Consider the following 25,597-nt stretch of genomic DNA (forward strand, 5'->3'; position numbering starts at 1 on the left):
CCCACCCGTCACCGAATTTTTCTCAGGAGATCGACATGAGCTGGACCTACGATGGAAAACTGGACCCCGACGAGGCCCTGCGCCTGCTCGACTACCTGTCGGGCGAATCGGGCAACGACTTCTCGATGATGATCGAGAGCAAGGGCACGCCGATCGAGGGCGAATCCGTGCGCACCTACGAAGACGGCAAGCAGCGCATGGACATCGGCGGCTACTCGTACAAGTCCGACGTGGTCATCCCGCCCGGCTCCAGCAAGGGCAAGCTGCGCAACTACTCCTTCATCGTGATCCGCGACTGCGATGCGGCCACGGCCTCCATCGCGAGCCTGATGAAGAGCCAGGACGCCGACCTCAAGGTGACGGTGTCGGTCTTCAAGGCCGGCGGCGACAGCTCGAAGGACCTGCAGTCGCACCTGGAATTCGTGCTCGAAGGCGCGCGCGTGAACTGCCACGCCATCGTGACCGGCGGCACGCCCAAGCGGCCCTGCGACATCATCTTCTTCGACTACACGAAGCTGGAGATCCGCTCGGCGCCGCAGCAGAAGACCGGCGCGCGCGGCGCCGTGCGCACCTGCACCTTCACGGGGAACTGACATGGCCACCTCTTCCGCCGAACTCATCAAGTCCGCCGACCCCGTGGCGGCGCTCAAGGCGTTGAGCGACGAGGTGCGCGCCAAGCCCTCCGACAGCAAGCACCGCGTGTTCATGGCGCAGCTGCTCTGCGTGCTGGGGCAGTGGGAGCGCGCGCTCAACCAGCTCACGGTCGCGGCCGAGCTCGATGCGCTCGCCGTCCCGATGAAGCAGGTGTACGGCGATGCCGTGCGCTGCGAGGGCCTGCGCGCCGAGGTGTTCGCCGGCACGCGCACGCCGATGATCTTCGGCCAGCCCGACGAATGGCTGGCGCTGCTCATCGAGTCGCTGCTGCGGCAGGGGCGCGGCGAGTCCGAGCTGGCCGAGGACCTGCGCCAGCGCGCCTTCGACGGTGCGCCCGCCATCGCGGGCACCATCGACGGCACGCCCTTCGAGTGGCTGGCCGATGCCGATATGCGCCTGGGCCCCGTGCTCGAAGCCTTCGTCAACGGCAAGTACTACTGGATTCCGTATGCGCGGCTCGCGCACATCAAGATCGAGCCGCCCGAGGACCTGCGCGACTGCGTCTGGATGCCCGCGCACCTGCAGTTCGAGAACGGCGGCGAAACCCTCGCGCTCATTCCCACGCGCTACGAAGGTTCCGAGAAGAGCGAAGACGGCGAGCTGCAGCTCGCACGCAAGACCGAGTGGCGCGAGCTCCGTCCCGAGGTGTGGGCCGGCACCGGCCAGCGCGTGCTCGGCAGCGATGCCGGCGAGTACGCGCTCATGGACGTGCGCGAGATCCTCTTCAACCCGGTCGCTTCCGCCGAAGCAGAAGCAGCACCTTCGCAGGAAGGCACCGAAAGCGCGGGCGGCTGAAATGGGCGAGCTCACCGCGCAGGAGCGCCTGCAGCCCTCGCTGCTCGACCGCCTGGTCGACAACGCGCCGACCGAAAAACGCGAGGGCGACGAGAAGCGCACGCTCACCAAGCAGGCGCTGCGCGCGGCCGTGCTGCGCGACCTGAGCTGGCTCTTCAACGCCACCGGTTTCGGGCTCGCGATGGACGACAAGCAGTACCCGAATGCGGCGCGCTCGGTCATCAACTACGGATTGCCTATGCTGTCTGGCCAGTTCACCTCGTCGGTGCAGCGTGTCAGCATGGAACAGGCTTTGAAGAACGCAATCCTGCAGTTCGAGCCGCGCATTTTGTCCCGCACTCTCGAAGTGGAACTCGTCATGGAAGGCTCGGCAATGGACTCGCACAACAGCATCGGGCTGCAGATCCGCGGCATGCTGTGGGCGCAACCCGTACCGCTCGAGTTCCTGATGCGAAGCCGTGTAGACCTGGAAGAAGGACGCATCGAGATCGTGGACATGGCGCAAAACCCAAGGTAAGTCCTGACATGGACCCTCGGCTGCTGAACCTGTATGAACAGGAACTGCGCTACTTCCGCGAAAGCTCTTCGGAGTTTGCGCGCGCGTTTCCGAAGATCGCGCACCGGCTGGGCATCGAGGGCCAGGAGGTCGCCGACCCGTATGTCGAGCGGCTGATCGAGGCCACGGCCTTCCTGTCGGCGCGCGTCAACCTCAAGCTCGATGCCGAGTACCCGCGCTTCACGGGGCACCTGCTCGACATCGTCTATCCGAACTTTCTTGCACCCACGCCCGCGATGGCGGTGGTGTCCTTCTCGCCCGACCTCGACGACGCCAACCTCGCGACCGGCCCCAAGCTGCCACGCGGCGCCGGCCTGCGTGCGCGCCAGGCCGTGGGGCAGAACACGCACTGCGAATTCCGCACATCGAGCGCGTTGCGCATCTGGCCGATGGAGGTGCAGCGCGCGCAGTACTTCACCTACGCGCCCGACCTGCCGCTGGCCACGCACCCGCAATCGCGCGCCATCCGCGGGGGCCTGCGCATTGCACTGCGCGCGACGGCGGGGCTCAAGTTCAACCAGATCGCGCTCGACGACCTCGTGCTGCATCTGGGCGGTGCGGAAGACGTGGCGTGGCAACTGCAGGAGTGCGCGCTGGGCCAACCCATCGGTGTGATGGTGCGGCCCCTGTCGCCCACCGGCGCATTGCAGGGCGCGGCGCAGAGCTTGCCGGCCAGCGCGATTCAGCCGGTCGGCTTCGAGGACGACGAGGCGCTGCTGCCGGTCACGGCCACGGGCTTCTCGGGCTTTCGTTTGCTGCAGGAGTACTTCGCATTTCCGCAGCGCTTCCAGTTCCTGCGCATCGCGGGGCTGCAGGCGCTGCTCGCCACGATGCCGGTCACCGAGATCGAGCTCGTGCTGCTGTTCTCGCGCGGCGATGCGGCACTCGAAAAGCTGGTGACCGCCGAGAACGTGCAGCTGCACTGCGTGCCGGTGGTCAACCTCTTCAACAAGCGGCTCGATCGCGTGCCGCTCACCGAAGGCGTGAGCCAGTTCCACCTGGTGCCCGACCGCACACGGCCGCAGGACTTCGAGGTGCATACCGTCACCGAGGTCATCGGCCACGGCGCGCCGGGTGCCGATGCGACGGCTGCCGAGCAGCCGTTCCGGCCGTTCTACTCGGCCTTCCATGGCACGCGGCACAACCACCCCGCGTACTTCACGACCACGCGCGAGCCGCGCATGCTGTCGGTGCGCCAGCGCACCGAGGGGCACCGCAGCAGCCACATCGGCTCCGAGGTCTACATGCAGATCGTCGATCCGCAGCAGGCGCCGTACGCGGCCACGCTGCGGCAGCTGGCGGTGAGCGCGATGTGCACCAACCGCGACCTGCCGCTCCTGATGCCGCTCGGCCGCGACAACGACTTCGATTGCGTCGACTCTTTCCCGGTGCAGCGCGTGCGCATGGTGCGCGGGCCTTCGCGGCCGGTGTCGCCGGTGGTGAGCCAGGGGCTGGGCTGGCGGGTGGTCGATCACCTCGCGCTCAACTACCTTTCGATTTCCGACAGCACGCCGGAGCAGGGTGCCGCCGCGCTGCGCGAAACGCTGATGCTCTATGCCACGCATGCCGACGAGATGCGCCAGGGCCAGGTGCGCGGCCTTCTCTCGGTGAAGAGCAAGCCGGTGGCGCGCCGCCTGCCGCTCAAGGGGCCGATCGCATTCGGGCGCGGGCTCGAAGTGACGCTGGAGGTCGACAAGGACGCGTTCCACGGCCACAGCGTGTTTCTCTTCGGCGCCGTGATGTCGCGCTTTCTCGCGCGCCATGTGGAGGTCAATCACTTCGTCGAGACCGTGCTGCGCGTGGCGGGCAAGGGCGAGACCATGCGATGGAGGCCGCTGTGCGGGACCCGGCAGATTCTGTAGCCACACGCGTTGACAACGCGCTGCGCGGATGGTCGGCAGAGCCGTGGTCGTTCGATTACTTCGCGGTGATGCGCCGGCTCGAATCGGTGGCCGCGACCACGCCGCGCTGGGGCCGCGCGCTGCTGCCGAGCGCCGAGCCAGTACGCGTGGGGCAGGAGCCTTCGCTCTCGTTCGCACCCGCGAGCTTCAGCCGCTTCGAGCCCGCGACCGCCTATTCGCCGCCGCGCCTGCGCCAGCACTTCTTCAGCTACGTGGGCCCCAACGGCCCGCTGCCGGTTCACCTGAGCGACTTCATCCGCGAGCGCAGCCTGAACCATGGTGACCCGACCTGGCTCGCGTTTCTCGACAGCTTTTTGCATCGCTTCTCGCTGCACTTCTACCGCGCGTGGGCGCAGGCGCGGCCCGCGGTGGCGCTCGACCGGCCGGGCGAAGACCGCTTCAGGTTGCAGGTCGGCGCGTTCGTCGGCATGGGCACGCCGGGCCGCATCGGGCGCGACGAGGTGCACGACGATGCGCGCCTGCATTTCTCGGGCTGGCTCGCGCGGCGCGTGCACAACGCGGAGAGCGTGGAGTCGGTGCTGCGCAGCTACTTCGGCGTGCCGGTGACGCTGGAGCGCTGGGTCGGCCACTGGATGCGCGTGCCATCCGACGAGGTCACGCGGCTCGGGCGGGGCGAGAGTTCGCGCTCGATGGGCATGGGCGCGATGCTCGGCACCCGCGCGTGGGACCGGCAGCACCGCGTGCGCCTGCACATGGGCCCGCTCACGCTGGACCAGTACCGCATGTTCCTGCCCATCGGCACCGCGCGGCCGGTGCTGCAGCGCTGGATGCAGCAACTGCTGGGCGACGAACTCGAATGGGACGCCGAGCTGGTGCTCGAGAAGGCCGAGGTGCCGGTCACGCGCCTCGGACAGAAGAACGGCAACGCGCCGCGCCTGGGCTGGGCCTCGTGGCTCGGCCAGCGCACGCGTGCGAAGGACGCAGCGGACGTGCGCATCGGCAGCAGCTCGATGACTGTCCGGACCGCTGCAGGAGCCGCCGCATGACGACGACAACGCTCGGGTGTGCAGACACGGCGGCGCACGCGGCCGCGCTGGTGCAAGCGGCGGACCTGACGAAGGCGGGGAATCTCGACGCGGCCGACGAACTGCTCGCCCGCATTCTGGAAGCCGCGCCCGACGACCCCGATGCCTTGCACTACCAGGGCTTGCTGCGCCATGCGCAGGGGCGCGACGCCGAGAGCATCGCGTTGATCGGGCGGTCGCTCACGCTGCAACCCGCGCAAGGCGGCGCCTGGAACAACCTGGGCAATCTGCTGGTCGAGGCCGGCCGCGTCGACGATGCGATGCGTGCCTATGAAAACAGCGTGTCCTTCGCCAGCGGCGACGAAGCTGCCGACGCGCTGAGCAATATCGCGATGCTCGAACGCGGCAAGGGCCACTGGCAGGCCGCCGAGCGCGCCAGCCGCCGTGCGATCGAACTGCGGCCGACGTCCAGCGAGGCCTGGTACAACCTGTCGATCGCGCTGATGGAGCAGGGGCGCATCGAGGAGAGCGTCATCGCCAACAGCCGTGCGGTGCTGCTGCAGCCGCGCAACATGAGCGCGCGCTCCAAGGTGATTCGCGCGCTGGAGCTGCTCCGCGAGAGCGAGCAGGCCATCCGCATGTACCGGGAGTGGCTGGCCGAAGATCCAGGCAATCCCGTGGTCGCGCATCTGCTGGCCGCCTGCGAGGGGCATGCGCCCGCGCGCGCCAGCGACGGTTATGTGGAGACGTTGTTCGACAGCTACGCCGGCAGCTTCGACGCCAGCCTCGAGAAGCTGCACTACCGCGCACCCGAACTGGTGGCGCGCGCGGTGCGGGACATGTTCGGCCCGCCCGCCGCGCGCATCGCCGTGGTCGATGCCGGCTGCGGCACCGGGCTCTGCGCTCCGCTGCTGCGGCCCTGGGCCTCGCACATGGCCGGCTGCGACCTGTCGGTGGGCATGCTGCAGCGCGCGGAGCAGCGCGGCGGCTACGACGTGCTGCACAAGGCCGAACTCACCCACTACCTGCACACCCAGCCCGGCCGCTTCGACCTCGTGGCATCGGCCGACACGCTGTGCTACTTCGGCGACCTGCACGAAGTGCTGGCGGCCGCCGCGCGTGCGCTGCGCCCCGAAGGCGGCGTGGCGTTCACGGTCGAGGCCATGGACGGCGGACCGAACGACTTCAGGCTCGAAGGCAGCGGCCGCTACCGCCATGCGGCCGCGCATGTAGAGGCCTGCCTCGCGGCCGCCGGTTTCGACGCCATTCGCATCGAGCCGATCGTTCCGCGCCGCGAAGCGGGGCGGAACGTGCAAGGGTGGCTGGCCAGCGCAAGGCTTTTTGCGCCATGAAGCCGGGCACGGACCGCCGAACTTCAAATTGCCCGATATGAATCGTCTTCAACAGATACGGAGTCTTCCATGAGTGAAATCAGTCGCACCGCCCTCTTCGGCAAGCTCAACTCGCTGGCCTACAAGGCCATCGAAGGCGCCACGGTGTTCTGCAAGATGCGGGGCAATCCGTATGTGGAACTGGAGCACTGGTTCGCCCAGCTGCTGCAGGCGCAGGACTCCGACCTGCACCGCGTGATCCAGCACTACGGCCTCGATGTGTCGGTGATCGCCAAGGACATGACGGCCGCGCTCGACCGCCTGCCCCGCGGCGCCACCGCGATCAGCGACTTTTCGCCGCACATCGAGAACGCCATCGAACGGGCATGGACCTACGCCACGCTGCAGTTCGGCGAGGCGCAGGTGCGCACCGGCTACATCCTGGTGGGCATGTTGAAGACGCAGAGCCTGCGCAACCCGCTCTTCAACCTGTCCAAGCAGTTCGAGAAGATCAAGGTCGAAGACCTCGCCGACAACTTCCCGAAGGTGTGCGATGCCTCGCCCGAATCTCAGATGCGTGCGCAGGACGGCACCGGCATGGGCAGCGGCGCCCCCGGCGAAGACTCGGGCGCGATGGCGCCGGCCGCCATGGGCAAGGGCGATGCGCTGAAAAAATTTGCTGTCGACCTCACGGAGAAAGCCAAGAAGGGAGAGATGGATCCGGTGACCGGGCGGGACGAGGAAATCCGCCAGATCGTCGACATCCTCATGCGCCGCCGCCAGAACAATCCGCTCCTGACCGGCGAGGCCGGCGTCGGCAAGACGGCGGTGGTGGAAGGCTTTGCGCAGCGCCTCGCGCGCGGCGACGTGCCGCCGCAACTGAAGGACGTGAAGCTGCTCACGCTCGACATTGGCCTCTTGCAAGCGGGCGCGAGCATGAAAGGCGAGTTCGAGCAGCGCCTGCGCCAGGTGATCGACGAGGTGCAGAGCTCGCCGACGCCGATCATCCTGTTCATCGACGAGATCCACACGCTCGTGGGCGCGGGCGGCGCGGCCGGCACCGGCGATGCAGCCAACCTGCTCAAGCCGGCGCTCGCGCGCGGCAACCTGCGCACCATCGGCGCGACCACCTGGGCCGAGTACAAGAAGTACATCGAAAAAGACCCGGCGCTCACCCGCCGCTTCCAGGTCGTGCAGGTGCCCGAGCCCGACGAGGTGAAGGCGATCCTGATGCTGCGCGGCGTGGCCAGCGTGCTGGAGAAGCACCACCGCGTGCAGCTGCTCGACGAGGCCATCGAGGCTGCAGTCAAGCTCTCGCACCGCTACATTCCCGCGCGCCAGTTGCCCGACAAGGCGGTGAGCTTGCTGGACACCGCATGTGCCCGCGTCGCCGTGTCGCAGCATGCGACGCCGCCCGAAGTGGAAGACTGCATGCGCCGCATCGAAGGGCTCACGGTCGAGCAGGAAATCATCGGCCGCGAAGCCACCATCGGCATCGATGTGACGAAGCGCTCGGCGCAGGTGGAAGCGCTGCTGGTCGAGTCGAAACTGCAGCTCGAAGCGCTGAATGCGCGCTGGCAGGAAGAGAAGGGACTGGTCGACCGGTTGCTGGAGCTGCGCAGCAAATTGCGTGCGGGCAACAAGCCGGTGGACAAAGATGCTGGTGCGGCAACCACCCCCGTTCGCACTGAGCCTGTCGAAGTGCCAGGCGCGGCTTCGACAAGCTCAGCCCGAACGGATGGAGATGCATCGAGCGGATCGGACGCTGCCCCCGCGCACGACCGCGCCGCGCTGCTTGCCGAACTGCACGAGCTGCAGGCCAAGATTCACGCGGTGCAGGGCGAATCGCCGCTCATCCTTCCTTCGGTCGACGAACAGGCCGTGGCCTCGGTCGTCGCGGACTGGACCGGCATCCCGGTCGGCCGCATGGTCAAGAACGAAGTGGAAGCGGTGCTCAAGCTCGCCGACACGCTGAACCAGCGCGTCATCGGCCAGAAGCACGGCCTGGAGATGATCGCGCGCCGCATCCAGACCTCGCGTGCGCGGCTGGACAACCCGCAGAAACCCATCGGCGTCTTCATGCTGTGCGGCACCTCGGGCGTGGGCAAGACCGAGACCGCGCTTGCGCTGGCCGAGGCGCTCTATGGCGGCGAGCAGAACATCATCACCATCAACATGAGCGAGTTCCAGGAGGCGCACACCGTCTCCACGCTCAAGGGCGCGCCGCCCGGCTACGTCGGTTATGGCGAGGGCGGCATCCTGACCGAGGCGGTGCGCCGCCGTCCCTACAGCGTGGTGCTGCTCGACGAAGTGGAGAAGGCCCATCCCGACGTGCACGAGATCTTCTTCCAGGTCTTCGACAAGGGCTGGATGGAAGACGGCGAGGGCCGGATGATCGATTTCAAGAACACGATCATCCTGCTCACCACCAACGCCGGCAGCGAGCTCGTCATGAGCATGTGCCGCGACCCCGAGCTGCTGCCCGATTCGAACGCACTGGCCGATGCGCTGAAGGCGCCGCTCATGAAGGTGTTCCCGCCCGCGCTGCTGGGCCGCATCGTCACCATTCCCTATTACCCGCTGTCGCCGGACATGATGAAGAAGATCGTGCGGCTGCAGCTGGGCCGCATCAAGAAGCGCGTGGAGACCAACCACGGCGTGCCCTTCGAATACACCGAGGCGGTGATCGAGCAGGTGGTCGCGCGCTGCCAGGACCCGGAGTCGGGCGGCCGCGTGATCGACGCGATCCTGACCAACACGGTGCTGCCCACCATTTCGGTCGAGTACCTGCAACGCCTGGCCTCCGGTGGAGAGATCCGCCGCGTCGCGCTGGACGTGAAGGACGCCGACTTCACCTACGCGTTCGACTGAGCTGCTCCAGCTTCAAGAGACCGAGCCGCCTTCATCCTTCAAGAGTAAAAAATGGCCGACCACGAGTTCCGCATCGAGACCGATTCACCCGCCAAGGACGACCTGATGTTCTGGCGCATCGTGGGTCACGAGGCGCTCGCGCGCCCCTCGGCGTACGAGCTCACGGTGCTCTCGAAGAACAAGGCGCTCGATGCCAAGGACATCCTGGGCCGGGCGTTCGACGTGGTCATCGAGTTCCAGGACAAGGACGGCGGCAAGCACGAGCGGCATTGCCAGGGCCATGCGGTGCGCTTCGTGCGCGCGGGGCATGTGGGCCGGCATTTCGAATACCGCATCACGCTGCGCTCGTGGTTCTGGCTGCTCACCAAGCGCACCAACTCGCGCATCCTGCAGGACAAGAAGATCCTGGAGGTGCTCGATGCCGTGTTCGAAGACAGCCCGATCAAGCGCTTCAAGAAGACCAAGGCCGGCAACGTCATCGGCACCCACACGCCCCGGCGCTACTGCGTGCAGCACCAGGAGAACGACTACCAGTTCCTCTCGCGCCTGCTGGAGGACGAGGGCATCTACTACTGGTTCGATGCGCACGATGCGCCCGGCACCATGCACCTGTCGGATGCGAGCGACCTTGCGCACGAGAAGCTGCCGGTGGACGGCACGCTGCGCTACATGCCCAGCGATGCGAGCGAGGCGCGGCACAACGATATCTCGCGCTGGATCAGCTCGCGCCAGTTCGACACCGGCAAGCAGGCCTCGCGCGACAGCGACTTCAAGGCGATCAAGAAGAAGCTGGGCGCCACCATCGACGTGAAGGACGACCATGAGCTGGCCGACTTCGAGGAGTTCGAATTTCCGGGCGGCTATTTCACGGGCGACGACGGCGAGAACCGCACCAAGCTGCGCGGCGACGAACTCAACGCGCGCCGCGACCGTCACTGGGCGCTGACCACCTGGCCCGATGTGACGGCCGGGCGCAGCTTCAAGTTCGAAGGCGATCCCGACGGCACGCGCAACGGCGACTACGTGATCGCGGCCTGCACCTTCATGGCGAGCCATCCGGGCTACGAAAGCGTCGGCGCCAGCATGGCCGTGACGCAGGACGTGCGCACTGCGATGGCCGAGGTGCTGCGTGACGATGCGGTGAACGCCGACACGCTGCAGGTGCTGGAAGACCTGATCGCCAGCACGCCGATGCTCAACACCTCGCAGCCGGGCACCAGCGCATTCTTGATCACGGCGATCCCGCTGGAGCGCGCCTACCGGCCGCCGCGCCTCACGCCGCGCGTGACCATGCCCGGGCCGCAGACCGCCATCGTGGTCGGCCCGGCCGGCGACGAGCTGCACGTGGACGACCACGGCCGCGTGAAGGTGCACTTTCACTGGGACCGCTACGACGAGAGCAACGAGAAGTCGACCTGCTGGGTGCGCGTGTCGCAGCCCTGGGGCGGCAAGGGCTGGGGCGGGTATTTCATTCCGCGCATCGGCCAGGAGGTGATCGTCGACTTCCTGAACGGCGATCCGGACCGGCCGGTGATCGTCGGCCGCGTCTACAACGACGACCAGCCCATTCCCTACAAGTCGCCCACGCAGAGCGGCTTCAAGACCCGCTCCACGCCCGGGGGCGGTCCCGCGAACTACAACGAGATCATGTTCGAGGACAAGAAGGGCGAGGAGAACATCAACATCCACGCCGAGCTGGACATGAGCCGCAGCGTGGAGCGGGACGATTCGACGAAGGTGGACCGCGACCAGTCGGTGACCGTCAAACGCGACCAGACCACCACGGTGGTGCGGGACCGCAAGCTGACCGTGGAGAACAACGACACCACGAGCATCCAGCAGTTCCAGAAACTCACGGTCGGCCAGAACCAGGACAACCACGTCGTCGGCAACCAGACCACCCATGTGGATGCCGACCACGCACTGCTCGTCAAGGGCAATCACACGATCGACGTCAAGGGCAAGCGCACCGACTCCACGGGCGGCAACGAGGACCGCTTCGTGAAGGGCAACCAGACGATCGCGGTGACCGGCAACATGAGCCAGAAGGCCGCGCGCATGACCTTCGAGGCCGGCCACATCGAGTTCAAGGTGACCGGCGCCAATTCGATCAACTGGGACGGCGGCGCGGCGCCCTACACCGCGGCGTTCCAGAAATACAGCCTCTTGAGCAACACGCACATCAACATGATGGCGGTCGGCGACATCAACCAGACATCGCTCGGCTCCAACACCACCGTGCTCGGGGCCAACACCAGCGGCTACATCGGCAACAACACCGAGGCCAACCTGGGCATGGCGCAGTCCACCTTCCTGGGCATGAGCACCGACAACGCGGTCGGCCTGGCCATGAGCAACTTCCTGGGCATGCAGATAGAGAACACGGTGGCCATCCAGATCATCTCGGTGGCGGCCATCGGGGTCGAGCGCAAGAACGGCGACCTGAAGGAGGCGCCGTTCCACATCCTCAAGGCGGGCGCCGGAGGCGGTGGCGGCAGCGCCTCGCCACGGGTGGACAAGCTGGCAGCCGCTTTTTCGGCGGTGAGCGCTGTCTGGGGCATCTATACCGGGAGGGCCGGCGTCAAAGCCACCTTCAAGCAGTACGAGGACGCGGCCGTGCAACTGCGCGAGGCAGCCAATGATCCGGCGTGCGAGTCCGTGCCGGGGCTCAAGGGCCGGCTGGAGCGCATGGCCAATGTGGCCGACGCACGCCTGGAACAGGGGCGCTCGTTGGCTGGTTCGCACTTCGGCACCGATGCGGCCATTGGCGCCGGCACCGGCGCGGCGGTGGTGGGCGGGGTGGGGGGCATCTTCGGCCCGGTGGGCACAGTGGTCGGCGGTGTGGTGGGCGGTGCGGCTGGTGCGGTCGTGGGCGGTCCCCTCGGGGCGGTGACGCGGGCCGCCAGCAGCGACGCGGGCGATCAGTCGGATGCGCTCAAGCCTCTGGACGACGGTTCGGTGCCACCGGAACCGTCGCCCGCCAATCCGGCGCCCCAGGCACCGGCGGCCGACACCGGCCCGAACTCCTCGCAGGCCGACGGGCCGACTTCCGAACCGGACGGTCCGAACTCGTCCGGCTCCGGCGAGCCCTGAGAAAGCACCGCCGTATGCAAGTCGTCAAGCCGCAGGCCATGGGCCTGAGCACGAGGCCGATCGAATACCGGCAGCGCTTCGGTCTTTGCATCACCGCGGCCCTGCACGTGCCTTTCGCGCAGGGCGAAAAGGGGGCGCTCTGGGGCGAGCAGTCGATGTGGGACTTTCTTGCCGCGGAGATGGGCGAACCATTGATCGACGAAGGCGTGGCCAAGCTCACGCCGGAGTTCCTGGTGCACGGCAAGGCCTTTCCGCCCCCGCAGCAGCAACAGACAGCGTGCGCGGTGCGCGCCAGCCTCGGCGGCACCAGCAAGACCCTGCTGGTCTTCGGCCAGCGTTTCTGGGACGGCACCCGCGCCAGTGCGCCGCAGCCCTTCGACAGCATGCCCATCGACTGGGCGCGTGCCTATGGCGGACCGGACATGCCCACGAACCCGGCGGGCGTCGGCCGGCAGTTGCGCGACGGCCATCGCCCGCTGCCCAACATCGAGCGCGCGGACGATCCGTTGCGCCATCCGGACCATGCCGCGCAGCCTGCGGGCTGGCATCGGCTGGACCCGGGACACCCCCAGCGCCTTCAATACCGCGGCACCTATGACGCCGACTATCTGAAGCTGCATTCGCCCGGGTTCGCACCCGATCTGGACTGGCGCTATTTCAACCTCGCGCCGGCGGACCAGTGGCTGGCCGGGCCGTTGCGCGGCGACGAGCCCTTCGTGCTGGAAAACCTGCATCCACGCGAGCCGCGCATCGAAGGTCGCCTGCCCGGCCTCAGAGCGCGCGTCTTCGCCAGCTATGCGGTGGCCGGCAGCGAGCCCAAGCTGCGCGAGGTGCCGATGCGTGCGACGACCGTCTGGTTCTTCCCGCATGCAGAGCGGCTGGTGCTGCTCTTTCACGGCCTCGCGGAGGTGGCCAGCGACGACGGCTCGGACGTGGTCGGCCTCACGGGGGCGGTCGAACGGCTCGGCGAAGCGAAGGACGATGCCCACTACCTGCGGGTGCTCGCCCAGCGCGCAGACCCGCGCATGGGCGCGGTCCACAGCCTGCGCGACAGCGACCTGCTGCCCGCCGGGCTCGACGCCAGCGACCCTGCGGCGTTGCAGGCTGGCGAGGCATTCGCCATGGAGGGCCTGCAGGCCGAGGCGCAGGTCCGGCGTGCCCAGATCGATGTGGCGTTGGCGCGCGACGAAGCGCGCGCCGCCGGACGCGACCCGGACGCGCTGGGCATCGTCATGCCCGAGCGCGAGCCTCAGCCACCGCCGGATGAACTGGCGCAGTACCTGGAACGAAAGATCGAGGAAGCCGAACGTCAGCAGTGGGAGGCGCTCAACGGCACGCTGATCCAGATGGAAAAGGCGATCGAATTTGCCGCCGAGCGCGGCATTGACCTCGCGGCGCTGCAGCACCGCGGCCCGCCCGTCTTCAAGGCCGAGCGCGAGGTGGAGCGGCTGCGCAGCGCGGCACAAGGCGCGAACCGCAGTTTCAACGCACCTGCCGTCTATGGCCCGCTGCTCGAGAAGGAGTTGGTCGAAGTGACCGGCTACCTGGCAGGCGCCCACCTGCAACCGCCGGTGGCACCCATGGCGCCGGCCGCCGCCGCGCAATTGCGCGCGGAGATGGCGGTGGCGGTCCCGGCCGGCCTGAAGCATTTCAGCGGCATGGACCTGACGGGCGCCGACTTCAGCGGACTCGATCTGCGGGGGGTGAATTTCACAGGCGCCTGGCTGGAGAGCGCCAACTTCGAGAATGCCAACCTGTCGGGCGCCAACCTGTCCCACGCGGTGCTTGCGCACGCCAACCTGCGCGGTGCGATCGCGGTGGAAACCTCGCTGGTCGGCGCCAACCTCGGAGGTGCGCGCCTGGCCAGCGCGGTGCTTGAGGATGCCGACTGCCGCAACGCCCGCTTCGACGGCTGCGACTGGACAGGCGCGCGCTTGCGCGGCGCCCGCCTGGAAGGAGCCTCCTGGTTGGATGTGGTGTGGGGCGGGGTCGACCTGCAGCGCGCCCAGGCGGCCGGGCAGCTCTTCTACAAGCAGGACCTGCGCGGCACGGTGTTCACCGAAGCCGTGCTGGACGATGCCAATTTCATCGAGTGCGATCTGCGCGGCTGCGATCTGCGCGCGGCGCACATGGCACGCGCCACTTTCGTCCAGTGCAGGCTCGACGGCGTCCATGCGTCCGGGGTGCAGGCCGAAGGCGTGGTGTTCGTGGAAGGCTGCAGCCTGGTCGGCGCAGACCTCGGCCATGCCGCAATGGGTTCCGCCAATTTCGGCGGCATGGATCTGAGCCAGGTGTCGCTGGTGGGCAGCATGCTGGACGGCGCCAATCTGATCGGCACGCGGCTGGCTCGCAGCGACTGGCGCCTGGCCTCTGCCAAGGGCGTGCTGCTGTGCAAGGCCGACCTGGCGCACGCCCGGATGGCGGGGGCCAACTTCAGCAACGCAGTGCTGCAGCACGCCGACCTGCGCGGTGCCGATCTGCGGCAGAGCAATCTCTTCGGCGCCGACCTTGCGCGTGTGCGGCTCAGTGGCGACACGCGCTTCGACCAGGCGTTGCTCACACGCGCGCGCACTTGGCCGCGCCTGACGCCCGAACAGCAGGCGGCGGCATGAAGCGGCCCATGCAGAGGCATTCGCGCACCAGGCCTGTCGGCGCCGGCCGGGAGCCACGCCGATGAGCCCGGAACTCCTGACCATTGCCGTCGCCCTGGGCGAGCCCCTGAGCGGGCTGGACCTGTCGGGCCGTCGCTATGCGGGCAGTTCGCTGGCTGGCGGGACCTTCTCCAAGGTGCGGCTGTCCGGCACCGACCTGCGCGACGCGGACCTGCGCGAAGCGGTGTTCGACGAATGCGATCTGCGCGGTGCGCTGCTGTCCGGCGCGCATCTGCGGCGCGCGGTGTTCAACCGCTGCGAGATGGACCACGTCGACCTGCGCCGCGCCAACCTGCATGCCGCCACGTTCAACGAATGCGGCGCGGCCCACGCCCAATGCGGGGAGGCCTGGATGTCGATGGCAGTGGTCACGAAGACACGGCTGGACCATGCGAACCTGGCGCAGGCCAACCTGGACGCCGCGCTGTTCAGCGGCTGCAGCCTGATCGACGTCTGCGCCGACGCGGCGGACTGGCACCAGGCCACGGTCATGGAGTGCACGCTGACGCACCTGAGCTGGAGCGGTGCGTCGCTGCGACGGACGATCTTCGTCAAGACCGTGCTTGCCGGCCTGTCCTTCGCCGGGCTCACGCTCGAGTCCTGCCAGTTCGGCGCGGCCGACCTCCGGGGCGCGGATTTCGGCGGCAACACGCTGCCGCGCTGCAACTTCCAGGGCGCCCAGCTCGACGGCGCCCGTTTCGCGGGCGTGACCGCCCCGATGGCGCTGTTCTGCGAGGCGCAGGGCGAGAACGTGGATTTCTCCGGGGCCCGGCTGCGCCAGTCGCTGTTTACCGGCGCGGTCCTCCCAGGCAGCGACTTCACCGGCGCGGACCTCTGGCAGACGCACTTTGCCGGCGCCGACCTCACGCGTGCGCGCATGTCGGGCGCCGAGCTCAGCTATGCCGACCTCAGCCACGCCCGCCTGCCCGATGCCGACCTGCGCGACGCGGTCCTGTTTCGCACCCGCCTGCATGGCGCCCACACCGAGAACGCGCAGATGAGCGACCGCGCACGCGCGCTGGAGACCGACCCCGAGCGTGCACAGGCCGAGCAGTGGCGCCCCCCCGCCGTCTCTGCATGAAATCCGCCCCGACAAGACTTCAAGGAACTCTCATGAACACCGTTGCTTCGCACGCTGCCGTCGCCACCCATCGGGGCCGCCGTCCCGCCGCCGCACGCTCGCAGACGGCCGCCTCGCCGGCCTGCTGGAATGCCCACGTCGAGGTGTGCAGCGATGCAGCCTTGCGGGTGCACGACGGCGAGCAATCGTTCGAGGTGCGCCGCGCCGCCAGTTGCCTGCTGCTGCCGGCGCCCGGCGACCAGGTGGCCTGCGTGCGAACCGGTCCGCAGGAGGTCTGGGTGCTCGCGGTGCTGCAGCGCGCGGCCGACACGCCGGCCGTGCTGCAGTGCGACGGCGCACTGGAGATCAAGGCCACCACCCTCTGCCTCCGCAGCGAGCGACTCGATGTGGTGGCGGAGCATGCGGTGCTGACGGTCGGGGTGGCCGAACTCATCGGCCGGCAGCTGCGCGCCGTGGCCACCACGGTGAAGATCGTGGGCTCGGTCCTCACCAGCGTGATGGACCGGGTGACCCACTTCAGCCGCCAGTACCAGCGCACGACGAAGGGCACCGACCGCGTCAGCGCGATCCACATCGAGTGCGAGGCCGAGCAGCTGCTGCGCATGCAGGCAGAACATGTGCTGGCCAACGGCAGCAAGCTGGTGAAGACGCGCGGCGCACAGATCCATTTCGGCTGAGGAGCGCAGCACCATGTTTGCCAACTGCCAGATGATGGGCACCGACACCGGCTTTCCGGACGTGTGCATGACGCCTGCCGCGCCGTCCCCCATACCGGTGCCGTACCCGAACATCGCCATGGGTGCCACGGCGATCCCCAACTGCCCGACGATCCTGATCATGGCCGGGCCGGCCCACAACCTCGGAACGACCATTCCCATGACCAATGGCGACAACGCCGGCGTCTTGCTGGGCGTGGCTTCGGGCACCGTGATGGGACCGAGCCGGCATTTGACGGGCGCCTTCACCGTGCTGCTCAACGGCATGCCCGCGACGCGCCTGAGCAGCTCGAGCCTGCAGAACAGCACCAACTGTCCCGGTGTTCGCGTGGTGCCAAGCCAGACCAATGTGCTGCTGCTGGCGCCCTGAGGCGCAACCACGACGACAGGTCGCAAGGCCTGTGGGAGAGAGCCAAAGACCGGAAAGGATGGGCGAGCAGGCCTTGAGACGAAACATATGGCTGATCACGAGTTCCGTATCGAAAGCGATTCGCCCGCCAACGGCGAACTGATGTTCTGGCGCATCGTCGGCCACGAGGCGCTCGCGCGCCCGTCGACCTACGAACTCACCGTGCTCTCGAAGAACCGCGCGCTCGACGCCAAGGACATCCTGGGCCGGGCGTTCGACGTGGTCATCGAGTTCCAGGACAAGGACGGCGGCGTGCACGAGCGCCACTGCCAGGGCCATGCGGTGCGCTTCGAGCGCACGGGCCACGTGGGGCGGCATTTCGAATACCGCATCGGGCTGCGCTCGTGGTTCTGGCTGCTCTGCAAGCGCATCAACTCGCGCATCCTGCAGGACAAGAAGGTGCTCGAAGTGCTCGACGCGGTGTTCGAAGACAGCCCGATCAAGCGCTTCAAGAAGACGCAGACCAGCAACGTGATCGGCTCCCACAATCCGCGGCGCTATTGCGTGCAGCACCAGGAGAGCGACTACCAGTTTCTATCGCGCCTGTTGGAAGACGAAGGTATCTATTACTGGTTCGACGCGCACGACGCGCCGGGCACCATGCACCTGTCGGACGCAAGCGACATCGCGCACGACAAGCTGCCCGTCGAGGGCACGCTGCGCCACGTGGCGAGCGACACCACCGAGGCGAGGCACAACGAGATCTCGCGCTGGGTGAGCGCGCGCCAGTTCGACACCGGCACCTACGCATCGCGGGACAGCAACTTCAAGTCGATCAAGAAGAAGCTGGAGGCCGCGGGCGGCGCGCCCGACAAGCACGAGTTGGCCGAGTTCGAGGCCTTCGAGTTCGCGGGCGGGTACTTCTCGGGCGGCGACGCGGACGACAAGGGCAAGCTGCGCGGCGAAGAGATCGTCGCGCGCCGCCAGCGCCACTGGGCGCTCACCACCTGGCCCGACGTGACCGCGGGGCGCAGCTTCACCTTCGAAGGCGACCCCGACGGCGCGCGCGACGGCGATTACGTCATCGCGGCCTGCACCTTCGCGGCGAGCCATCCGGGCTACGAGAGCATTCCCCACAGCACGCCGCGCATGCCCATCGAGCAGGCGCTGCGCGAAGCGCTCGACGACGATGCGGTGAATGCCGAGGCGCGGCCCGCGCTCGAAGCGCTGATCGCCAGTGCCCCCGCGCTGCGCACCGATGCGCAGGGCACGAGCGCTTTTCTCATCACCGCGTTGCCGATCGACGTGCCGTTCCGTCCGCCGCGCCTCACGCCCCGCGTGGTAATGCCGGGGCCGCAATCGGCCATCGTGGTGGGGCCGGCCGGCGAGGAGATCCATGCCGACGACTTCGGCCGCGTGAAGGTGCACTTTCACTGGGACCGCTACGACAAGAGCGACGAAAAATCCACCTGCTGGGTCCGCGTGTCGCAGCCGTGGGCGGGCAAGGGCTGGGGCGGATATTTCATTCCGCGCATCGGGCAGGAGGTGATCGTCGACTTCCTGAACGGCGACCCCGACCGGCCGATCATCGTGGGCCGCGTCTACAACGACGACCAGCCGATTCCCTTCGGCTCGCACACGCAGAGCGGCTTTCGCACGCGCTCCACGCCCAAGGGCAGCGCCTCGAACTGCAACGAGTTCCGCTTCGAGGACAAGAAGGGCTCGGAGCAGGTGTACCTGCACGCCGAGAAGAACCAGGACATCGAGGTCGAGAACGACGAGACGCACTGGGTGGGTCACGACCGCACCAAGACCATCGACCACGACGAGACCACGCACGTCAAGCACGACCGCACCGAGACGGTCGACAACAACGAGACCATCACCGTGCATGGCCAGCGCACGGAAACCGTGGACAAGAACGAGACCATCACCGTCCACATGAACCGCACGGAGACGGTGGACCTGAACGAGACGATCTCCATCGGGCAGAACCGCTCGATCACCGTGGGGGCGAGCGAGACGGCGACGGTGGCGCTGCAGCGCACGCACACGGTGGGGATCAACGAGACCATCACCGTGGGCGCGGCGCAGGAGATCACCGTCGGCGCGATGCAGGCGGTGACGGTGGGGGCGAGCCAGACGATCAACGTCGGCGCGAACCAGTCGAGCAGCATCGGGGCGAACCGGTCGGTGAATGTGGGGGCGAACCTCTCCACCACCGTGGGAAAGAACGAATCGCGCAGCGTGGGCGAGGGGCGCACCACCAGCGTGGGGAAGGACGATTCGCTCACGGTCGGCAAGAACCTCGTCATCAGCGCGGGCGACTCGATCTCGATCACGACCGGCAGCGCGAGCATCACGATGAAGAAGGACGGGACCATCGTCATCAAGGGCAAGGACATCACGATCGACGCCTCGGGAAAGATCAATGCGAAGGCGAGCAGCGACATCGTGATGAAGGGCTCGAAGATTTTGCAGAACTGAACACCATCGACGGAGCACACACCATGAGCGGCAGAGATCTGATCGAAGCGCAGTTGAAGGAAGAGGTGGCCCTTGCACCCTGGAATGCCGTCGCGACCGGCGAACTGCTGGCGCTGGCAGACGAGGGCAGCGCCCCCATCGTGCGGATCGCGGGGCGGGCGAACGCAGCCGCGGTTCGTGCACGCACAGTGGTGGATCTTCACGGCGCGCACATCGGTTGCGACGTGGTGCTGATGTTCGAGGAGGCCGATCCGGGGCGCCCGATCGTGATGGGGGTCTTGCGAACCGGCCAGCGCGAGACCTTGCCGGGTTCGCATGCACAGGTGGAGGTCGATGCGGACGGCGAACGGATGTTGATCGGTGCGCGTGAGCAACTGGTGCTGCGATGCGGAAAGGCCAGCATCACATTGACCAAGGCGGGCAAGGTACTGATCCAGGGCAGCTACGTGTCGAGCCGGTCCACAGGCGTGAACCGCGTCAAGGGCGGGTCGGTGCAACTGAACTGACTGGCAACGAGCGAGCGACACATCATGGAACTGGTCAATGCCACTCGCATGGTTGCCGGCTGCAACATGGGCCTGGAGCCCGGCGGACGCGAACTGCTGGTGGTGGTCGTCAAGGGGACGTTCCGCTTCCCGATGCCCGGTGAGCCCGAAGGACATTTCGCGCTGCACGAGGAGCAGCTGCCTCTGGTGATGGCCGATACCTTCACGGGGGACCCGGGTTACTCGGCGCCTGAGTACGAGGTGGACTTTGCGCCGCGCAAGGCACGCTGCGACATCCTGTTGCTGGGAAGTGCGTACGCGCCGCACGGGAAGCCCTGCACGCGCGTCGAGGTCGGCGTGCGCGTCGGCAACTGGCACAAGACGATGGCGGTGATCGGGCCACGGCACTGGGAGTGCGGCCTGGCGAGTGCCAGTGCAACGCCTCCAGGGATGTTCGTGCGGCAGCCGATTTCGTACGACGTCGCATTCGGCGGCACCGACCTGTTTCACGAGGACGCTTCGCAGCACGCGGCTTTCATGCAGAACCCCGTGGGTCGAGGGTTCCACAGGCATATCAAGGCCGCCTGGGTCGAAGGAACCCCGTTGCCGTGCACGGAAGAAATCGACCGGGCGGTGCGCGACCCCGGTGGCGACTACCGGCCGATGGCGTTCGGGCCCGTGGGGCGCGGATGGGCGCCGCGCCATCGGTTCGCGGGCACCTACGACGAAGCCTGGCTTGAAGACCACTTCCCGTTCCTGCCACCGGATTTCGATGAGCAGTATTTCCAGGCCGCACCGGCGGACCAGCAGATGCCGCTCGAAGACTTCGGCAACGGGCCGGTGGATGTGCTGCTCGCCAACCTCACGCCTGAGGGCTTGACGCGCTTCACCATTCCACATCTGGTTGCCCCTGTGCATGTGTTTCCCAAGCGCGGCGAGCGCGAGGACTGGAATGCAACGCTGGACACGGTCGTGATCGAGCCGGACGCCCGGCGCTTCAGCCTGACCTGGCGGCTTGCGCGCCCGCTGAAAAGAAACATGTTCGAGATCGCACAGGTGCTTGTCGGCAAGAAGGGCAAGGAATGGTGGCAGCAGCGGGACAACGTGGTGTTTCCGATTCCGGTCGTGATGGTGCCGGCCTGAGCCATGTCCCTGCAACAGATCGCCATTCAGCGCACCGGTCTCGTGAGCAGCGTGGGGTTGTCCGCGCCGGCGGCCTGCGCAGCCATTCGCAGCAAGCTGACGAACCCCACCGAGACGCGGTTCGTCGATGCGGCCGGCGAATGGATCACGGTGCATCAGGTGCCGCTCGAGCTGCCGTTGCGCGGCCTGGCGAAGCTCACCCGCATGGCGGCGATGGTTGTCGAGGAGTGCCTCGAGGACATCGCGCCGGACCATTGGACGCGCATTCCCTTGTTGCTGTGCGTGGCCGAGCCCGAACGGCCGGGCCGCGTGGAAGGCATCGAGGAACGGCTGTTCATCGACATGCAGCAGATGCTCGGCGCCCGGTTTTCCGAAGACTCCGAGCTCATCGCGCACGGCCGCGTGGGTGTGGCCGTCGCCCTGGACAAGGCGCGCAGGCTGATCTCCGGGAGAGGTGTTCCGTGCGTGCTGATCGTGGCGGTCGACAGTTTGCTGAGTTGGCCGACGCTCTCGCACTACGAGCAGAACGCCCGGCTGCTGACGTCCGAGAATTCGAACGGCTTCATTGCAGGGGAGGGCGCTGCGGCGCTTCTGGTGGGCCCGCCGGGCGATGGCCCGTCGTTGTCGTGCAGCGGACTGGGCTTCGGCGTGGAACAGTCGCACGTGGAATCCGACGAGCCGCTGCGCGCCGAAGGACTGAGCCGGGCCATCAAGAACGCGCTGGCCGATGCGGGCCGTGAAATGCATGAGCTCGATTTCCGCATTGCCGACGTTTCAGGCGAGCAGTACTACTTCAAGGAGGCTGCGCTGGCGTTGTCGCGAACGCTGCGCCGGCGAAAGGACGCGTTCGACATCTGGCATCCGGCCGAGTGCTGCGGCGAGGCCGGCGCGTTGTCGGGCGCCGTTCTGTTCGTCGTTGCCGAAGCGGCTTGTCGCAAGGGCTATGCGCCGGGCGCGAACATCCTTGTCCACATGGCCAGCGACGCCGGGCAGCGCGCCGCAGCGGTCCTGAGCTTCGGAGCACGATGATGGGCAATCAGGTCTACGCCAACAACATGGAGGTGTCGTGCAAGGCCGCGGACGGCAAGTCCATCTGCGCATTTCCGGATGTGTGCATGACGCCGCCCCAGACGCCGGCCACGCCGCCGGGTGTTCCGATTCCCTATCCCAACACGGGCCTGGCGACGGACACGACCGACGGATCGAGCACAGTGAAGATCTCGGGCCAGGAGGTCATGCTGAAGAACAAGTCCTACTTCAAGAAGAGCTCGGGCGACGAAGCCGGGTGCGCGCCCAAGAAGGGCGTGGTCACCAGCAAGAACATGGGCAAGGTCTACTTCAATGCCTGGTCGATGGATGTGAAGGTGGAGGGCGAGAACGTGGTGCGGAATGTCGACATCACGACGCACAACCACGCATCGTTTCCCGGCAACTCACCGACCTGGCCCTACCTCGACGAGGCGGCCTTCGCCGGTGGTGCCGGCGGCGGTCCGTGTGCCTCGGTGGCGCGCAAGGTCAAGCAGCACTGCGTGGGCACGCAGAGGAAGCCGAAGAACTTCGTCGCCTTTACCAAGGGTGGCGAAGTCAAGCGCAAGGAATCGATGGATGCCATGTGCGCCGACGATGATTGCAAGGCGGCGATGACCTGCGTGGTGTCCCCTTACTCGCCCAACAATTGCTGCCCCGAAGGGGGCGAGCAGCCGACGCCGCACCACATCGTCCCCAAGTCCCAGTTCAGCGAGGTTCCGAGCATGGGCGGCGGGCTGATCGACCTGCGCTCCGGAGGAACCTACAACGCCGGCAAGGCGCCGTGCATCTGCGTCGATGGCAACAGCCACTCCGGCGAAGGCAAGCATGCCGAGATCCACGCCAAGACGAACACCAAGACGCGACGCGCGATGGGCGTCGAGCTGGGGACGGCGATTCCGACGGAGTCGCGCTGGAACCTGAGCGATGCGGAATCGACGGGCGCACAGTCGGTCCATGAAGTCATGCCGGAGTGTCCGAAGGACTGCATCGAAGAGCAGGTGCGCAACGGGCACAAGTCGGAGATGGGGCTCAACAAGAACGACAGGGTCCGGCCGACAACCGCCGGCGCGGACGAGATCGAAGAAGGAACAGGCGTGTGATGCCGAACGGAGATTTCCATGGCCTCGAATGAATCGTCGCCGCTCGCCGGCCTGCTTGTACGCGCGGCGGTGGTCCGGGACCCGGCGCTCGGCTTCGTGCTTGCCTGCGACCCGAAACTGGCGGCGGCCGACGTGGACCACACCATCTCGTTTCGCTGGAAAAGCGGCGTCTTCAATGCGGGGCGCGCGAAGTACAGCGCCATCGCGCTGTGCATCGTCGAGCGGCCCGAATACGGCGTGGTCAAGGTGTCGGCCAGCGGCGTCTACTCGGTGGAGACGCCTTCGGGCATTGCCGTGAGCAATCTGTTTCGCGATGCATCGCCGGCGCGATCCAGTCCGCGTTTCGGCGATCTGAGATCCGTCGTCGCAATCGACGGACGTGCCTACGCAGTGGGATTCGAAGGCATGGTGTTTCGGCTGGACGGGCCGAATCGGTGGGCGCGGATCGACGAAGGCTTGCCTGAAAGCTTCGACATCGAAGCCCTGGACGGCTTCAGTGACGACGAACTCTATGCGGTGGGTTTCGGCGGACAAGCGTGGGCCCGTGTGAACCAGGTCTGGGAGCCACTCGATGTGGGCGTGAACACGGTGCTGACGTCCGTGCACTGCTCTGAGCACGGCGATGTGCATGCGGCGGGGCATCGCGGCGTGCTGATCCGGGGCCGCGGTGCGATGTGGGAGGTCCTGCCGCAGGACATGAAAAAAGACATCTGGGGCCTGGCCTGGTTCGGTGGCCAGCTCTACGTGTCGACACTGTCCGGCCTCTACCGGCTGGTGGACGACCTGCTCGAGCCGGTCGACTTCGGGGCAGATCCGCCAAAGACCACCTACCGACTCAGCGCGGCCAACGGCGTCTTGTGGTCGATCGGCGCGAAGGACCTGATGGCTTTCGACGGCGTGCGCTGGTCGCGCATCGCATGAGCATGGCAACGCAACGCCCTCCGGTGCCCGTGGTGGTTCTGCAGCATTGCGAAGACGGCGCGGTGCTGGCGAACACCCGGGCCGGGCTGGTCGAGGCGCCTCAGGTGAAGCTGCATCAGCTCGGCCGGCTCGACGAACGGCTGGCGGCGCATCTGGACGGGCTTTTCGTGGCCGGAGAGTTCGGCATGCACGCGAGCGAGCACGCGATGGCGCGGGCGGGCACCGGAGAGTCCTTTGTGGCCGCGGCGCTCGCGATTGCGCATCGGGACATGGAAAGAATCGATCGCCTGCTGGCGGCAGCCGAGGCCGCGGACGCGCTGCGGACAGGAGTCGTCCTCGCATTCTGCTGGGCCGATGCAGCGCAGCTTCGAGGCCTGGTGGCGCAACTGCTGGATTCGCCCAGTTCGTTCCGTCGCCAGATCGGGTTGACCCTGTGCCCCGCCCATCTTGTGGACCCCGGCGTGGTGTTGGAGCGCGCGATCGGGGCCGTGGAAGCGCCGTTGCGTGCCCAGGCCTACCAAGCGGCCGGCGCCTGCGGCCGCACCGGACTGCTGGCGGATTGCCTGGCAGGCCTCGGCGACGCGGACATGGCTTGCCGTTTTCAGGCCGCGCAGTCGTCGGTACGGCTCGGCGACCGGGGAGCCGCCGTCGAAGCGTTGAGCGCCTTGACGCAGGAAGAGGGGCCGTATCGCGCACCGGCGTTCGATCTGCTGTTCAGGCTTGCGACGTTCGCGCAGGCTGCGCCATTTCTCAAGGCGCTGCTGGACAGTCCCGATGACCTGCGCATGGCGATCCGCGGGGCGGGCACCCTGGGCGACCCGCAGTCCGTTCCCTGGCTGATCGAGCAGATGGGCAGTCCGCAACTCGGACGGCTGGCCGGAGAGTCGTTCAGCATGATCACCGGACTCGATCTGGCGGCCCTTGACCTGGAGCGCAAGCCGCCCGGTGATGTTGCAGCAGGTCCCGACGATGACCCCGAAAACGACGACGTCGCCATGGACGAGGACGAAGGCCTGCCGTGGCCAGAGCCGGAGCGCATCCGGACATGGTGGTCGGGGAATGCGCAGGACTTCTCGCCCGGAACGCGCTTCTTCATGGGCGCGCCGCCCTCCTGGAGCCATTGCATGCAGGTGCTGCGAAGCGGCTTTCAACGTCAGCGCATCGCCGCGGCCGAACACCTGTGCCTGCTCGTCCCCGGCACCCTGCTCTTTCCCACGAACGCTCCCGCATGGCGGCAGTCGCAATGGCTCGCGCAGATGGTGGATGCCTGAAGCTTCGATGGCCGCGAAACACATTCTTGCCGCGCTCGCCGTCGTCTTCCTCGCGGCGGCGCTGGCGTACAGGAAAAGGGGCGGCGCCACCCGCACATGGCTCCTCATCGCGTTCATCTTCATCACCGTCGCAGCCTGGCTGCAATGGCATACCTCTTAAGGCGAGATTGCCAACGT

The 25,597-nt window shown here is 67.3% G+C and carries 20 protein-coding genes; all 20 read left to right on the top strand.

Going from position 1 to position 25,597, the window contains the following annotated elements:
- The first annotated feature begins 35 nt into the window (after positions 1-35).
- The 20 genes from VARPA_RS02795 (at position 36) to VARPA_RS31300 (ending at position 25,580) form a co-directional block, all read left to right on the top strand.
- Positions 36-593, top strand: a complete 558-nt coding sequence (locus tag VARPA_RS02795; protein ID WP_013539028.1) for a hypothetical protein — start codon at positions 36-38, stop codon at positions 591-593.
- A 1-nt stretch (position 594) separates the two neighbouring features.
- Positions 595-1,449, top strand: coding sequence for a type VI secretion system accessory protein TagJ (locus VARPA_RS02800; protein WP_013539029.1), 855 nt, complete (start codon positions 595-597; stop codon positions 1,447-1,449).
- A gap of 1 nt (position 1,450) precedes the next feature.
- The gene (gene tssE / locus VARPA_RS02805; protein WP_013539030.1) at positions 1,451-1,966 is read left to right on the top strand and encodes a type VI secretion system baseplate subunit TssE; all 516 of its coding nucleotides are present in this window, start codon (positions 1,451-1,453) and stop codon (positions 1,964-1,966) included.
- 8 nt (positions 1,967-1,974) lie between these two features.
- Positions 1,975-3,867, top strand: a complete 1,893-nt coding sequence (tssF, locus tag VARPA_RS02810) for a type VI secretion system baseplate subunit TssF (RefSeq protein WP_013539031.1) — start codon at positions 1,975-1,977, stop codon at positions 3,865-3,867.
- Entirely contained in the window at positions 3,831-4,913 is a 1,083-nt protein-coding gene (gene tssG / locus VARPA_RS02815; protein ID WP_013539032.1) for a type VI secretion system baseplate subunit TssG, read from the top strand. The genes tssF and tssG overlap by 37 nt, the downstream gene beginning before the upstream one ends.
- Entirely contained in the window at positions 4,910-6,244 is a 1,335-nt protein-coding gene (locus tag VARPA_RS02820; RefSeq protein WP_013539033.1) for a tetratricopeptide repeat protein, read from the top strand. The genes tssG and VARPA_RS02820 overlap by 4 nt, the downstream gene beginning before the upstream one ends.
- 69 nt (positions 6,245-6,313) lie before the next feature.
- Positions 6,314-9,094 (top strand): type VI secretion system ATPase TssH, encoded by a 2,781-nt coding sequence (tssH, locus tag VARPA_RS02825; RefSeq protein ID WP_013539034.1) that lies wholly within the window; start codon positions 6,314-6,316, stop codon positions 9,092-9,094.
- A gap of 51 nt (positions 9,095-9,145) precedes the next feature.
- Positions 9,146-12,187, top strand: coding sequence for a type VI secretion system Vgr family protein (locus VARPA_RS31870; protein WP_013539035.1), 3,042 nt, complete (start codon positions 9,146-9,148; stop codon positions 12,185-12,187).
- 14 nt (positions 12,188-12,201) lie between these two features.
- Positions 12,202-14,799 (top strand): DUF2169 family type VI secretion system accessory protein, encoded by a 2,598-nt coding sequence (locus tag VARPA_RS02835; protein ID WP_013539036.1) that lies wholly within the window; start codon positions 12,202-12,204, stop codon positions 14,797-14,799.
- A 61-nt stretch (positions 14,800-14,860) separates the two neighbouring features.
- Positions 14,861-15,919: a pentapeptide repeat-containing protein gene (locus tag VARPA_RS02840; RefSeq protein WP_013539037.1), complete on the top strand. Its 1,059-nt coding sequence runs from the start codon at positions 14,861-14,863 to the stop codon at positions 15,917-15,919.
- A gap of 32 nt (positions 15,920-15,951) precedes the next feature.
- The gene (locus VARPA_RS02845; protein WP_013539038.1) at positions 15,952-16,596 is read left to right on the top strand and encodes a DUF3540 domain-containing protein; all 645 of its coding nucleotides are present in this window, start codon (positions 15,952-15,954) and stop codon (positions 16,594-16,596) included.
- Between the two features lie 13 nt (positions 16,597-16,609).
- The gene (locus VARPA_RS02850; RefSeq protein WP_013539039.1) at positions 16,610-17,005 is read left to right on the top strand and encodes a DUF4150 domain-containing protein; all 396 of its coding nucleotides are present in this window, start codon (positions 16,610-16,612) and stop codon (positions 17,003-17,005) included.
- An 87-nt stretch (positions 17,006-17,092) separates the two neighbouring features.
- The gene (locus VARPA_RS02855) at positions 17,093-19,471 is read left to right on the top strand and encodes a type VI secretion system Vgr family protein (RefSeq protein WP_013539040.1); all 2,379 of its coding nucleotides are present in this window, start codon (positions 17,093-17,095) and stop codon (positions 19,469-19,471) included.
- A gap of 23 nt (positions 19,472-19,494) precedes the next feature.
- A complete protein-coding gene (locus VARPA_RS02860) occupies positions 19,495-19,977 on the top strand; it encodes a DUF6484 domain-containing protein (protein ID WP_013539041.1) in 483 nt (160 codons plus the stop codon).
- Positions 19,978-20,001: 24 nt separating this feature from the next.
- The gene (locus VARPA_RS02865; protein ID WP_013539042.1) at positions 20,002-21,099 is read left to right on the top strand and encodes a DUF2169 family type VI secretion system accessory protein; all 1,098 of its coding nucleotides are present in this window, start codon (positions 20,002-20,004) and stop codon (positions 21,097-21,099) included.
- 3 nt (positions 21,100-21,102) lie between these two features.
- Positions 21,103-22,128, top strand: a complete 1,026-nt coding sequence (locus tag VARPA_RS02870) for a 3-oxoacyl-ACP synthase (RefSeq protein ID WP_013539043.1) — start codon at positions 21,103-21,105, stop codon at positions 22,126-22,128.
- Positions 22,125-23,228, top strand: coding sequence for a PAAR-like domain-containing protein (locus VARPA_RS02875; protein WP_200861449.1), 1,104 nt, complete (start codon positions 22,125-22,127; stop codon positions 23,226-23,228). Before VARPA_RS02870 ends, VARPA_RS02875 begins: the two co-directional genes overlap by 4 nt.
- Positions 23,229-23,246: 18 nt before the next feature.
- On the top strand, positions 23,247-24,149 hold the full coding sequence (locus tag VARPA_RS02880; protein ID WP_013539045.1) for a hypothetical protein: 903 nt from the start codon (positions 23,247-23,249) through the stop codon (positions 24,147-24,149).
- 2 nt (positions 24,150-24,151) lie between these two features.
- Entirely contained in the window at positions 24,152-25,420 is a 1,269-nt protein-coding gene (locus VARPA_RS02885; protein ID WP_041942752.1) for a TIGR02270 family protein, read from the top strand.
- 7 nt (positions 25,421-25,427) lie between these two features.
- Positions 25,428-25,580: a hypothetical protein gene (locus tag VARPA_RS31300; RefSeq protein ID WP_013539047.1), complete on the top strand. Its 153-nt coding sequence runs from the start codon at positions 25,428-25,430 to the stop codon at positions 25,578-25,580.
- Positions 25,581-25,597: the final 17 nt, after the last annotated feature.

The organism is Variovorax paradoxus EPS (assembly GCF_000184745.1).
Classification (GTDB): domain Bacteria; phylum Pseudomonadota; class Gammaproteobacteria; order Burkholderiales; family Burkholderiaceae_C; genus Variovorax; species Variovorax paradoxus_C.